The 14,618-nt window shown below is 37.2% G+C and carries 11 protein-coding genes; 5 read left to right on the plus strand and 6 right to left on the minus strand.

Annotated elements, in window-relative coordinates; genetic code table 11:
• Positions 1 to 13 precede the first annotated feature (13 nt).
• Both ykgO and M1E96_RS00055 read right to left on the minus strand, forming a co-directional pair.
• A complete protein-coding gene (ykgO, locus tag M1E96_RS00050; RefSeq protein WP_070929835.1) occupies positions 14 to 154 on the minus strand; it encodes a type B 50S ribosomal protein L36 in 141 nt (46 codons plus the stop codon).
• Positions 155 to 156: 2 nt separating this feature from the next.
• Positions 157 to 417, minus strand: a complete 261-nt coding sequence (locus tag M1E96_RS00055) for a type B 50S ribosomal protein L31 (RefSeq protein WP_070929834.1) — start codon at positions 415 to 417, stop codon at positions 157 to 159.
• A 318-nt stretch (positions 418 to 735) separates the two neighbouring features.
• Here M1E96_RS00055 and nagK point away from each other — a divergent pair, with 318 nt between their 5' ends.
• The 5 genes from nagK (at position 736) to M1E96_RS00080 (ending at position 10,800) form a co-directional block, all read left to right on the plus strand.
• Positions 736 to 1,647, plus strand: a complete 912-nt coding sequence (gene nagK / locus M1E96_RS00060) for an N-acetylglucosamine kinase (protein WP_272580828.1) — start codon at positions 736 to 738, stop codon at positions 1,645 to 1,647.
• A gap of 439 nt (positions 1,648 to 2,086) precedes the next feature.
• Positions 2,087 to 2,728, plus strand: coding sequence for an OB-fold-containig protein (locus M1E96_RS00065; RefSeq protein WP_272580829.1), 642 nt, complete (start codon positions 2,087 to 2,089; stop codon positions 2,726 to 2,728).
• 186 nt (positions 2,729 to 2,914) lie between these two features.
• The gene (locus M1E96_RS00070) at positions 2,915 to 5,113 is read left to right on the plus strand and encodes a hypothetical protein (protein ID WP_272580830.1); all 2,199 of its coding nucleotides are present in this window, start codon (positions 2,915 to 2,917) and stop codon (positions 5,111 to 5,113) included.
• A 174-nt stretch (positions 5,114 to 5,287) separates the two neighbouring features.
• Entirely contained in the window at positions 5,288 to 10,225 is a 4,938-nt protein-coding gene (locus tag M1E96_RS00075) for a DNA repair ATPase (protein ID WP_272580831.1), read from the plus strand.
• 2 nt (positions 10,226 to 10,227) lie between these two features.
• The gene (locus M1E96_RS00080; RefSeq protein WP_272580832.1) at positions 10,228 to 10,800 is read left to right on the plus strand and encodes a rhomboid family intramembrane serine protease; all 573 of its coding nucleotides are present in this window, start codon (positions 10,228 to 10,230) and stop codon (positions 10,798 to 10,800) included.
• A gap of 245 nt (positions 10,801 to 11,045) precedes the next feature.
• Here the strand turns inward: M1E96_RS00080 and M1E96_RS00085 are convergent, their stop codons facing one another.
• From M1E96_RS00085 to M1E96_RS00100, 4 genes are read right to left on the minus strand one after another with little or no spacing between them, the layout of a single operon-like run.
• The gene (locus M1E96_RS00085; RefSeq protein WP_369427317.1) at positions 11,046 to 11,825 is read right to left on the minus strand and encodes a hypothetical protein; all 780 of its coding nucleotides are present in this window, start codon (positions 11,823 to 11,825) and stop codon (positions 11,046 to 11,048) included.
• 10 nt (positions 11,826 to 11,835) lie between these two features.
• The gene (gene rfbG, locus M1E96_RS00090; protein WP_272580834.1) at positions 11,836 to 12,912 is read right to left on the minus strand and encodes a CDP-glucose 4,6-dehydratase; all 1,077 of its coding nucleotides are present in this window, start codon (positions 12,910 to 12,912) and stop codon (positions 11,836 to 11,838) included.
• Complete coding sequence (locus M1E96_RS00095; RefSeq protein WP_272580835.1) at positions 12,913 to 13,728, minus strand: NAD-dependent epimerase/dehydratase family protein; 816 nt, start codon at positions 13,726 to 13,728, stop codon at positions 12,913 to 12,915.
• Positions 13,716 to 14,468 (minus strand): sugar phosphate nucleotidyltransferase, encoded by a 753-nt coding sequence (locus tag M1E96_RS00100; protein ID WP_272580836.1) that lies wholly within the window; start codon positions 14,466 to 14,468, stop codon positions 13,716 to 13,718. The genes M1E96_RS00095 and M1E96_RS00100 overlap by 13 nt, the downstream gene beginning before the upstream one ends.
• Positions 14,469 to 14,618 lie beyond the last annotated feature (150 nt).

Here is a 14,618-nt window from a genome sequence, read left to right on the forward strand (position 1 = left end):
TTTCAAGATAAAATTAACGTTTCTTTTTACAGCCTTGTACTGCTTTGAAGCGCGGGTTAGCTTTACAAATCACATAAACTCGACCACGGCGGCGAACGACTTGGCAATCAGGGTGGCGCTGTTTAGCTGTTTTTAACGAGCTCAGTACTTTCATGTTTATTTCTCCTCTTTTGACAAGAAGCGAGCAAAACGTTTCTGGAACTGCGCAGTCTTCCCTTCTTGTGAGATCATTTTTTGTTTACCGGTATAAAACGGATGTGATTGCGAAGACACATCCAAGGTGACATATGGAAAATGTTCACCTTCAAATTCAATCGTTTTTTCCGTTTTAATCGTTGAGCCAACTTTAAAGTACGCATCAGCACTCGTGTCATGGAACACGACAGTGCGATATTGAGGATGGATCCCATGTTTCATCATAATGCACCATTTGTTATGTTATAATATAACAATATAATTTTTAAAATAACGATGCAACTGTTTTATGGGACATACCACACGGATATTTATTAACTCTATATTTTTAATAGAAAAATAATATGTAAGACTATAACTAATTTTTAAATTAGGGATTAAAACCCGCCTCTTATTCACACTCCACAAATAAATCTAAAAACACTAATTCAACCTGCTAAGAACTTTTGTATAATTAAGCAACTATATATTTAATATGCATTATTTATCAAATAGATATAGAATAATTGACGATAAATAAATCTTTGAGGGGAAATCAAAATGTACTATGGCTTTGATATGGGCGGTACAAAAATTGAGCTCGCGGTATTTGATGAGTCACTGAACCCTATCTGGCAAAAGCGGGTTCCAACGCCAAAAGAGGATTATCAAGAACTGCTAAGCACCTTTCAGCGTCTTACAGAAGAGGCCGATACAAAATTTAGCTGTATTGGTAAAGTTGGAGTCGGCGTACCCGGTATCGTTAATCATCAAACAGGAACAGTTTTTACCACCAATGTTCCTGCGGCAAAATATAAACCACTGATCCCTGATCTCGCTAACATGCTACAGCGCCCAGTAAAAGTAGAAAACGATGCAAACTGCTTTGCGCTTTCAGAAGCATGGGCAACAGATTTTCAACATTATCCAACCGTACTTGGACTCATTTTAGGTACTGGTGTTGGTGGCGGTTTTATTTCTCACGGTAAAGTTCTTTCTGGAAAAAATGGTATTGCGGGTGAAATTGGCCATATGAATATCACCTTACAAGGCGCACAACATTTAGGCGATCGTGTGCCAGAAATCACCTGTGGCTGTGGAAAGAAGGCCTGTTTTGAAACTTATTTATCAGGCCCAGGCTTTGAACGTATCTATAGCGCTTTTAGTGAAGAAAAGCGTTCGGCAATTGAAATCATTCAGCTTTATCAACAAGGTGATATAACGGCTAAACAACATGTCGAGCGTTACATTGATTTATTAGGGATGTTTTTAGGGCAAATCATCACCGTGTTAGATCCTGATTTAGTCGTTCTTGGTGGTGGATTATCCCAATTTGAAGGAATTTACCAATTATTGCCAAATATCGTACCCAAATACTTATATGGCACCGCAACTGTTCCTGCCATAGAAAGAGCAAGGTATGGGGAATCAGGAGGCGCCAGAGGTGCTGCATGTTTAAATTTACGTGATTAATTAAATTAACATTATCAAAAAAAGCTTATCTTTTTAATATCTATCTACATCATATAGCGAAATATTTCCTTATATGATGTAGATAGTAATAATTTGAATTTATAGTAAATAACGGCTCAATCATTCATATCCCCTCTATATTTAACAATAGTCATCCGTATTTTTCGGAGTTTTTTTAATCATACAATTTCAATGAGTTATAATGTTTTATTACATATTAGACCGCTGATTGATTATCTTTTTCTATGAATTAATGGCATGATAAAACACTGTCTAATGAATTTTTATCAGTTATTGATAACGCAAGAAGCCATTGAAAAATAATTGATAAAAATCAGCCAGATAATAGAGACTAGTCCGATATTGTTAATCATTAAAATAGATATGATGACAATAAAAGTAATAATAAAATACAACTCTAAATATAGAGAGAAAATTTATGAGTTTGTTTCTACAAAACTGCCTGACCTTCCCCGCCATTATTTTTAGCGGCTTATTTATCATTATGATGTTTTATTGGGTTTGTGCAGCTTTTGGTCTATTAGATATTGATTTATTTAGTGTTGATACCTCTGTTGATGGTGGAGGTTTTGATGCAACTGGCTTTGCAGGCTGGCTGACCAAACTTGGGCTTGCAGGCATTCCTATCACTATCATTTTGACTTTATTCACATTATTTGGCTGGTTGCTGAGCTATTTTAGTGTGCATTGGTTTATCCGCTTCATCGATATCACCCTACTGCGCTACCTAGTGGGTTTCGTTGTATTATTAGTCGCGTCATTTATTTCAATTCACCTAACCGCTTGGTGTCTAAAACCTCTACGCGAAAAATTAGCAAAATCCAACCCACCCAAAAGCGCCCATCAATTAATGGGGAAATTAGCTACAGTACGCTCAGGCGAAGTCACCGAATATAAAGGGGAAGCCATTTTAGAAGATGGTGGAGCCGGGCTGATTTTACAAATACGCGCTGCTGCAACTGAAAATCTAAAACGAGGTGACCGTGTGGTTATTATCAGCTATGACGCTGCATCACACAGCTATCTTGTTGTGACTGAAGAAGAATTTCGTAGTTTATAAAATTTATACTCAAGGAGCTGTTAGTCGAAAAAAACATAAATTTCTAGAAGCATAGAAAAACAATGAGGCTGGCGCGAATGAGCGTAGTCACCATACCTCAGCGCAAGACGCTGTGACTTGCAGTATAACAAATATAAATACCTTAAATAATCAACGACGATATACCTAAACCCACGGAGAGAAAATATGGAATTGGCTGATCTAATGCCCTTTTTAACCATTATTGGGGGCATAATTATAGTCATACTGGGCTTCTTTGGGCTATTCAAAGCCTTCTATATCAAGGTCCCGCAAGGAACTGCGCTTATTGTCAACGACATGTCATCGCAGCCAAAAGTCCATTTTACAGGCGCCTTAGTTTATCCTGTCATCTACAAAAAAGAGTTCATGCGTATCTCTCTTTTGACCTTAGAGGTTGATCGCCGTGGTAAAGATGGCCTGATATGCCAAGACAATTTACGTGCAGACATTACTGTCGCCTTTTACCTACGCGTTAACGAAACCACTGAAGACGTTCTAAAAGTTGCAAAAGCGATTGGTGTCGATCGCGCATCTGACCACCAAGCCGTCAGCACGCTATTTAGCGCTAAGTTCTCTGAAGCACTAAAAACCGTTGGTAAACAGTTTGAATTAGCCAAGCTATTTGAAGACCGACAAAACTTCCGTGATCGCATTGTTGATGTTATTGGTAAAGATCTTAACGGTTATGCACTTGAAGACGTGGCAATTGATTATTTAGAACAAACACCAAAAGTCGCTCTTGATCCAAACAATATTTTCGACTCCGAAGGTATTCGTAAAATCACCGAAATTACAGCCATCCACAATATTGAAACTAACCAAAAAGAACGCGACCAAGAGTTAGCGATCCAGAAGAAAAATGTGGAAACCCGCGAAGCAAGTTTAGCGCTTGAGCGCCAACAAGCAGATGCAGAAGCACGCCAAAAACGTGAAATCGATAATATTCGTGCTCGCGAACAAGCGGAAACTCTTCGTGTACAAGAAGAAGAACGCCTCAAATCCGAACAAGCGCGTATTCAAACTCAACAAGAAATTGAAATCCGCGAAGAAAACCGGATGCGTGAAGTAGAGGTCGCTCAACAAAACCGTACACGTGCCGTTGCCATTGAAGAAGAACGCGTTAATCGTGCTCGTGATCTCGAAATTGTCGCCCGTGAACGTGAAGTAGAACTACAACGCATTGAAAAAGAAAAAGCATTAGAAGAAGAACGCAAAAACATTTCCAATGTGATCCGTGAACGCGTCATTGTTGAGAAAAGCGTCGCTCAAGAAGAAGAGCGCATTAAAGAAGTTCGTGAAATTTCAGAAGCTGACCGCTTACGCCAAGTCACCGTGATCAACGCACAAGCGGAAGCTGAAGAGTCTTTAGTCCGCCAAGTGAAAAAAGCAGAAGCGGATGAAGCCAGTGCAAAACATAGAGCTGAAGAAATTAGCACTATGGCACAAGCTGAGCTAGAGGCATCGGCAAAACAAGCTGAAGCGAAAAAACGTTTAGCTGAAGGGGTGGAAGCCGAACATGCGGCATTAGGCCTTGCAGAGGCTCGTGTACGCCAAGCAACCGCTGAAGCTGAAGAGAAAGAAGGCTTAGTACAAGCTAACATCACTGCTGAAAAATTGCTTGCAGAAGCGCGTGGTTTGAAAGAAAAAGGCTTAACTGAAGCACAGGTCATGGAAGCCAAGGCACTAGCCGAGCAACAACAAGGCTTTGCAGAAGCGAAAATTCTTGAAGAAAAATTGGCTGCTCAAGCACGTGGTGAAGAGCAACAAGCTAACGCCAAAGAAAAATTGGGTCTGGCTGATGCCAAAGTTCTTGAAGAAAAACTGGCAGCGCAAGCTCGTGGTGAAGGCCAGTTGGGTGCAGCACAAGCTGAAGTTATCCGCCAACGCTTGAAAGCAGAGGCAGACGGTCTAACTGACAAGTTTAAATCAATGGATCACCTCAGTGATACTGCTCGTGCGCATGAAGAATTCCGTATGCGTCTTGAAAAAGAGTTCGAACAATCCATGGCTTCTATTGATGCCAACAAAGAAATTGCCCGTGAACAAGCTGATGTTCTGGCAGCCGCATTAACCAAAACCAATATCGAAATTGTGGGTGGTGATGGCAGCTTCTTTAACACCTTCTCTAAAGCATTGAGCTTAGGTAAAGCTGTCGATGGTTTTATGGATAAAAGCAGCTTCGCAAAGGAAAGCGTGGAAAAGCTGATGAATCGTAAAACTGATCAAAAAATAGATATTGCATCATTGCTTAAAAACCCAGAAATTCAAGATTTGATCAATGGGTTTATGGCTGCGAAAGGTGCTGGACAGCAAGCAAAAGTTGTCACAGAAAAACCAAAAACACCAACTGATGATTTATTTTAAATAAAGCATTTATACTCAAAATAATTCGAGATGCAGCTAGACGACCAGTAAGTACGTCACTAGGAGCCTACAAAAATAGGTAACTAGTACACATGTACCTAGTCAATAATGCTGCAACTTGAATTATAACGAATATAAGTATGCCTTTGTTATAGCCAAGGGAATCAGCGATACATGTCAATTCAGGATACGGATCACGAACAGGAAATACTGGATAGTGCTGTTGCACAAGGTGGTGCTTATGAAATATTACGCAAGCGCCTTACCGAGCAAGGGCAACAGCTTCATCAAAAAGCCGCGCAGCTCAATGACAGTCGCTTGCAAGAGTTCGGCCAAAGTCAAATGGACATTATTGGTCGTATCCGTATTCGCACAGAAAATAACTGCCAAGCAAGAGATATTGTCCGTGTCGGTGATTGGTTGTTATTTGGCTATAACGTTTTCCTTGGCTTAAAACGAGAAACACATCTTGAAGATGTGTTTTCTTTGTATCGTTTGATTGATAATCAAGGCGACTTCGATGTTGAAGCCGTGCCTTATGAAGGCACCTTTCTCAGTGATACCCGCTTTGTTCAAGACTTCACCGAATTATATACCTACTATAAGAATACCCAATTATTACAGCTGGTTGAACGTGATGGTAAGCTATTAGCTAGCTTCCAAATCGGTGATCGTATTAGCGACGTACGTGTGTTCCGTTGGTCTATTTCCAGTGATAAAAGTAAAATAGATTATATTGATAACCGCGGTGAACGCGATATTGCCCTTCCTCCTGCTTATGATTTTGAATGGGTTAAAACGACACGTGAAGACACGGTAAATGGTCGTTTTCCCCATATCAATATTTTAGATACCGTTTTTGTTGAAACTATCGGTGGCGATCTCACTATCAAGTGTGAAAATAATACCGAAGATGGATTGGGGATTTATCGTGAAGCAGTTCTCGATAAAAACCAATCACTTGATGATGCACAAATCGAGTATGCGCAAACAGGTAGTTTGATCCTCCTTAAAATCTTACCTTATCGAGAGGAAAGTTGGCGTTATTTGGTTTACAACACGCTCACTCAAACAGTTCAACGCATTGATGCCATTGGCCAAGCTTGTGTGCAATTACCTGAAGATCACGGCATTATTTTCCCCGGTGGCTATTATCTACAAAATGGTGAATATAAAACCTTCGACCAACCGATGGATGGCATGCGTTTTCGTCGTCTCCGTCGTTCACCTAATGGTGAAGATGTCCTATATGTATTCTATTCACCAAATCAAGGCCGCATCGCCCTATTTAACTACAACTTAATTGAGCGAAAACTGGCTATTCCGTTGATCGGCCATGGTTATGCCATGCTCGAAGATGGCAAGATGGTGCTATTTGAAGGTGAAGGTGACGAAGCAACTCGTGTTCATCCAATGCAAGTATGGCAAACACCTTTTTATACTGAGGAATTCGCGGATCAACAACCTGCTCGAGGCGGCTTTTTCGGCAAAATTGGTAATGCTGATTTGGTACGTGGTATCTCTGAAATATTGCATATCGCCAAAGAGATTGAAGGCAATCAAGTATCCGTTGCTCGCTATGAACAACTTAGCCAACAACCCAAGAATCTATTAGATATCTATTACTGGTTCAATGATGAACAGTGTTTAGGTATTGGTAAATTACTCAAAGAAATCACACAAACCAGTGAGTTGGTGTTAGACGAATATGAAAAAGTAGAAAGTATTCGCCAACAATCTGCGAAATCAATGAGTGAAGCGATTAGCCGCCAAAAATCATTACTTTCACTAACTCTACCCGAGAGTTGGAATGATATTCAACAATTTGTTGATGGACTAAATGCACTCAGTGCACAACGCGGTCATCTTATTTCCTTACGCGAATTCCGTTATATGGATTTGACCAAACTAGGTCAAATGGAAGAAGAGATCACTCAAACTCAGCAACAAGTTTCCCAAGCAACCGCGGCATTTCTTGCGAGTGATAAAGCACTACAACCGTTTAAAACACAGTTAGCCGCCTTTGAAGAACAGATGGAAGGCGCACAAAATAGCGCTCAGCTCGACATTCCTATGAATGGAATGGAAACCATGTCTAACGATTTAGACATGCTATCAAATTTAATGGCATCACTAAAATTCGAGGATGTGACACAACAAACTCATATCATTGATGCTATTTCACAGATTTATGCGCAATTAAACCAGTCAAGAGCACGCTTACAACAAAAACGTAAATCACAAAGTAGCGTCGAAACGGTTGCCCAATTTGGCGCACAATTTCGCTTATTTAGCCAAGGCATCACTAATGCTTTATCACTTTCGACCGACCCTGAACGTTGTGATGACCAATTATCGCGGCTGTTAGTACAATTAGAAGAACTCGAAAGCCAATTCAGCAACCATGATCAATTTCTCGATGACATTTTAGCCAAACGTGAAGAGCTATTAGAGACTTTTGAATCACATAAACAGGCACTACTGGATGACCGTCAACGCCGTTCCCAAAACTTACAAACAGCAGCAGAACGGTTGTTAGAAAGCTTACAGCGCCGTACTTTACGCCTACAATCGCAAGATGAATTGAATGCTTTTTTTGCCTCAGATCCATTAGCAGCAAAAACTCGTGAAATCATTGAAAAATTAAGAGAAATCAATGATAACGTTAAAGCCGATGATATCGATGCTAAATTGAAAGCAGCGCGCGACCAAGCAATTCGTACATTACGCGATAAAACAGACATCTTTGAAGATGGTGGCAACATTATTAAATTGGGGCCTCGCCATCGCTTTAGCGTAAATACCCAAGAACTAGACTTAACCATCCTGCCAAAAGAAAACCAGCTATGGTTATATCTGACCGGTACTGATTTCCAAGAGCCAATCGACAACCCACAATTAGCAGATTTACAACCCTATTGGTCAGCCACATTAGAATCTGAGTCAGAAAGCGTTTACCGTGCAGAGTATTTGGCTTACTCAATCATTTATGCAGCCAGTAAACGTCAAGATGGCCTTGACTACAATATGCTGAAATCCGCATTATCCGTGCCTGAAAAACTGGATAAAATTGTGCGTGATTTTGCCGCTCCTCGCTATAAAGAGGGTTATGAAAAAGGTATCCATGACCATGATGCCATTGCCATTTTGAAAAAATTGATCCCTGTTGGTGAAAGTGCAGATTTACTACGTTATAACCCAACAGCACGAGCAATTGCGGCCATTTTCTGGGAACAAGCACAAACAAACGCATATCCGGCACTATGGCCTGAGCGCGCTCGAACAGCAATGAATATCCAACAACTATTCCACAATGACGATGCCTTACTTGATTTGCAGGCAGAAATCGAAGCGGATATTAGCCTTTTCCTACAAAAGCACCCGATAGCATGTGAAGGTTATCAACAAACCCAAGCTGCTGAATACCTTAGCTTTGCTTTGGCGCGTAGCCCAATCGACCTTATATACAGTAAATATGCACGGGATCTTGTTTCTGCGCTACAAAGCAGATTAGAAGACGCACATATGTGGATTGATTTTAACCGCTCACAGCAAAATCTATCGGATCGCTATGCACAACGTTGGGCATTAATCCAAAATTGGTTACAAGGGCTGTGCTCTATTGCTGAATTTGCCCATTTGACGCCATACATTCCAGGTGCAATTGCGATCATTATTTTAGATAAAGCCGCTTCAGCACGTTACAGTGAAGCAGACCTTTACTTCAAAGTGAATGGCTTGCTCGGTGAGCACCCAACAATAGAAAATCAAACACTTTCACTGAGTTTAGATAACTATTTCAGCCGCATGCGTCGTCAACGCAAACAATTTATCCCCGCTTTCCGTGAGTATCAATCATTACGTCAGCGTATCGTAGCAGAAGAGCGACGTCGTTTGAAACTCCACGAGTTCAAAGCACGGCCTCTAAGTTCTTTTGTGCGTAACAAATTGATTAACGATGTTTACTTACCGATCATCGGTGACAACATGGCGAAACAAATCGGTGCACTAGGTGAAGGTAAACGCACCGATTTAATGGGACTGTTGCTGATGATTTCACCACCGGGCTACGGTAAGACAACATTAATGGAATATGTTGCCGACCGCTTAGGCCTGATCTTCATGAAGGTCAATGGCCCCGCATTAGGGCATGACGTCCTCTCTCTCGATCCAGCTCAAGCCCCCAATGCAACCGCAAGGCAAGAACTTGAAAAACTCAATTTAGCCTTAGAGATGGGGAATAATGTCATGCTGTATGTTGATGATATTCAACATACTCATCCTGAGTTTTTACAGAAATTTATTTCATTGTGTGATGGAACAAGGCGTATAGAAGGTGTTTGGAAAGGGCAAACCAAAACATACGATATGCGCGGTAAAAAATTCTGCGTCGTCATGGCAGGTAACCCATATACCGAATCAGGCGAGGTTTTCCGCATTCCTGATATGTTAGCTAACCGTGCAGATATCTATAACTTAGGGGAAGTGCTCGGTGGTATGGATGAAGCATTTGCATTAAGTTATATCGAAAATAGCCTGACCTCTAACCCAGTACTTGCTCCTCTTGCATTACGTGATTTAAATGACCTTTACCTGCTCGTTGATAAAGCGATGGGTAAATCAGTCTCGACTAATACCTTGAGTTACCCATACTCAGATGCAGAAATCAGTGAAATCGTTGCAGTTATTAGCCATTTGCTCACGCTACGCGATGTGGTATTAAAAGTTAACCAACAATATATCGCAAGCGCTGCACAGTCCGATAAATACCGTACTGAGCCTGCATTCCGTCTACAAGGCAGTTATCGTAATATGAATAAATTAAGCGAAAAAGTGTCTTCAGTGATGAATGCAGAAGAGCTAGAGCGTTTATTAGATGATCACTACCTTGGGGAAGCACAGCTACTCACAACAGGCGCAGAAGAGAACTTACTAAAACTCGCGGAAATTCGTGGTGTACTAACCGAGCAAGAAGCGTCACGTTGGCAGCAAATTAAGCGTGATTTCATGCGAAATAAAGCGCTTGGTGGTGACAATGCTGACGTAGGTGATCGTGTTGTTGCGCAGTTAGCCGATCTAGTCGAAAGCGTACAAGCACTTGGTCAGCAGTGACTATGAAACCATGGTTAAGCCAACGTATTAAATTATTGGTTATTCTGTCGGGGCTATTAATTTTAATCCAAATTATTAATAGCCTAACAGGTGCATTAACGCATTTTGGGATCATACCCAGACGTTTCGATGGGTTAATCGGCATTGTGTTTGCCCCCTTTATCCACGGTAGTTGGGGCCATTTACTGAGTAACCTCCCACCTTTACTGGTTTTAAGCGCATTACTCCTTCATGGCCGAATCCGTGATTATATATACGCCTCTATGTTTATTATTATGACTAGTGGTTTAGCTGTCTGGCTAGTAGGCCGCTATGCGGTGCATGTAGGAGCCAGTGGTTGGATTTTTGGCCTTTGGGGACTGCTTATTGCACAAGGTTTTTTTCGCCGCCAAATATCTGATATAGCCATTGCAATCATCGTATTGTTTTACTTTGGTGCAATGGCCGCAGGGCTATTACCTGTACATGAATATATTTCAACTGAATCACATATCGCAGGTGCATTATCTGGTTGCTTTTATGCATGGTGGATCAACCACAAAAAAAATAAAAGAAATATATCTACAAAACACTAACAATTAACAACTTATATAAATCATAAAATGAGATTTAGTTTATTTCATAGATATACCAAGAATATTATTCTTTTCTAAATAACCAGACCAATCATTGTTATCGCTATCTGTATACCCATAAAAAAATGGAAAAGCACTAGATACTTGATTAACTTTATCGACAATCAACTTATTGTATATATTATATACTAAACGGCTAGATTCATTATTTGAAAAGTAATCACTTTCGTGAACTTTTATTCCACCTAAAAAAAAATGGTATCTGGATTTTTTATTTTAAATCCTGAGAAATGATAAACCAGCGCTTTATTTTCACCAAAAAAAACATCATTATTTCTACGTTTCCACTCTCTTTTTAATACATTCCAAGGACCTATGTTTATCACTGTTGATGGTTCATAAAATACATTATAGAATAGTGAAGGTACTTCATTCAAATACTTTTGATCGCCAAACGTCACATCATTGACATCACAACTTTCAATACATTTATTTTGCCACCAAGATAAAATCTGTTTACCTTTAGCATCTTTTTTAAAACTAATGAAACCACTATTAAAATCACCTACTATACTTTTTATATTATTATATTCTTTCTTTTTATCGTGTTTGTTTTTAGGTAAAAACTGCTCTTCAAAAGTAAAAAACACAGAATAATCTTTTGAAGATAAATAACTGGAAGCATTACCCATAAAAAAGAGATCTGAATCTGTGTATGTAACACAATCATGTTCATTTATTAAATCGAGTATGAACATACAAAATATCGATTTCAATGTCCAACAATATGAAAAATAATGGCGCGTATTTTTAAGATCACGAATATTATCATTAATAATATTCTCTTCTTTTAAGATAAAAACATTGGCATAGCTCTGAGTAAAAGAAGAAATTATCTCATAGGATTCATCATCCATAGATAAAACATAAATATTTGATTTATCACCATTCTTTATTATTGAATCGATTAAAACAAGGGCTTGGTAAACTCTCATTTTTGATGAAATTATTGCCCAATTATTCATAAGTGCTCCTTTAATTTATAATTAATGATTCTTTATTGAATTTACTAGAAAATAATCTTAATTGTTCCAAGGTTATACTTTCACTTTTTTGATTTTTATAAAAATATGCTTCATACCATTCAACGGTATATCTCATCACTTCATTAATAGTGAAAACATTACTCCAACCTAGATGATAAGCAGACTTATGACTATCTAATTTCAATAAATTACTTTCATTGATAAGTGATGGCGATACTTTGGCTTTAAGGTCATTTTTCTTCCATAAACTAAATAAAATATCAACAACCTCTTTTACAGTAACGGATTGATTTGTTCCAAAATTCCAACTATCAAATTTAATCGTTGTTTTATACATTGATTCTGCTAAAAGCATATATCCAGCTAATGGTTCAATAACATGTTGCCAAGGTCGAATACTATTAGGAAACCTAATGGATATATCACAATCACTAACAAATGACTTGATACAATCAGGTATTAATCTATTTTCTGACCAATCTCCTCCCCCAACAACATTCCCAGCTCTAACTGTTGAAAAGCTGATATCAAGATCTTTAAAAAAAGATCTTGCATACATCTCGGTTACCATTTCAGAACAAGCTTTACTGCATGAATACGGATCTAACCCTCCTAATTGGTCGGTTTCCCTATAACCCCATATCCATTCTTTATTTTTATAAACTTTATCTGTTGTAACGTTCAAGAAAACTTTTGTCTTCAAACCTTGCTTTTTAAGTTCATACAATTCCTTTAACAAACAGTTTGTACCTAACACATTCGTTTTCATTGTTTCATGAGGATCTAAATAGGATGCCAAAACTAAAGGCTGAGCCGCCATATGAATAATAACATCAGGGTTACTTTCACTTAAAATAAAGTTTATTAACTTATCATCATTGATATCTCCATAAAAATTTAAAATATTATTATTTATGTTATCAAAAATATTGCTTGTACAATCGACATGTTTACTTAAACCTACAACTTTAACACCTAAATTACTTAACCAAATAGACAACCAACTTCCTTTAAAGCCATTAGCACCAGTAATTAAAACGGTTTTATTCTCCCAAAACCTCTCCATTTAAAAATCCTTATTTTTAAATAAATAATAATAGAACTCAACTATTGGAAATAATTTATACTCAACCGCTGATAACCCCTCTAAATTAGAATCATTATCAATGATAGACACTAATTTTAATAAAATATTTTTCAATTCTAATATTGAAATTTTAAATTCATATTTAATACTCATCACATCACTAGATTTAAATTCACCTATTAAGATAAGATAGATAGTATTAACTACCTCATCAACAGAACAAAACTCAATTTCTTCTAATAATGATGATTTAGTTTTGATCGCTTTATTACTTATTATACACTCCATTATAAATGGTATTATTCTAGTTATAATCTTATCTCTTCCATATATGTTGCATAACCTTAAGGAATGATAGTTCTTACTATATTTATGATTACAATAGCGGATCATGTCCTCACAAATTCGCTTACTTAAAGAATATGCATCAAAATAAAGCTCATCAACTAAAACCTTTTTGCTTGATAAGTAAATAAATTTAGATATATTATTTTCTATTGCATATTTTAATAGTAATGATGTTGATTTAATATTAAAATAAAGAGTATTAAGACAATTACTATCGTTTGTAGACTCTCCAGCACAATGAATTAAGGCAGACACATTTTTTATTTCGTATAATAAATCTATATTTTCATCTACTGTTAAATCCATATACTTAATGTTAAAACTATTTGTATTATATGGAGATTCCCTCCTAGATATTCCAACAGTTTCAATGTTTTTTTTATTTAAAAAGTTAATTAGGTTTCCACCAATAAAACCAGAACTACCTGTAACGATTATCGTTCCCATAAAGATTTCGATAAGTTATTAATATCCGATAAATCTTTCTGTGTATCAATACATTTCCAAAAACCTTTATGATGATAAACAGATAGTTGATTATCTTTTGCTAGTTTTTTTAACGGTAAGTCTTCAAAAATACAATCTTTAGAGTCAGTTAAATAATTAAAAACATCAAACTTACAACAAAAGAAACCACCATTAATAATCTCTTCACTCTTTTCTTTCTCTTTAAATGACGTAACCAATTTATTTTCAACGTCTAAAACACCAAATTGGCTTTCTCTATTAACTCCAGTAACTGTAACTATTTTATTTTCTTTTTTATGATGATTTATCAACTTATCAATACTTATATCACTTAATCCATCACTGTAAGTCAGTAAAAAATCCTCATTATTAACTAATTTTCTACACTGGTTTATTCTATACCCTGTTTGTGAGTTTAACCCTGTATCGATAAAATGAATATTAAAATCAAGATTATCATTATAAATCTCAATTACATTATTTTTCATTGTTAATTTAAAATCATTAATTTTCCATTTTAAATTAACAAAATATTCTTTAATCAAATCACCCTTATAGCCTAGAGGGAGAATAAAATCATTCACACCATACTTTAAATATATTTTTATTATATGTAATATTAGGCTTTCATCTTTTACTTTCACTAATGGTTTGGGTAATGGAGACACATCACCTCCCATTCTCATACCTTTACCACCACATAAAATAATACATTTCATATAAACACCTTTAATAAAGATAATAGAAATAAATTTATTATTAAAGGCAATATGAATCAATTATAAAAACAATTAATTACTAATAAAATGAGTTATTATTTTATGATATAATCATGAATAATGTATCTAGTATGTGATTTATTATTCATG

This window comes from Providencia sp. PROV236 (assembly GCF_033676985.1).
GTDB lineage: Bacteria > Pseudomonadota > Gammaproteobacteria > Enterobacterales > Enterobacteriaceae > Providencia > Providencia manganoxydans.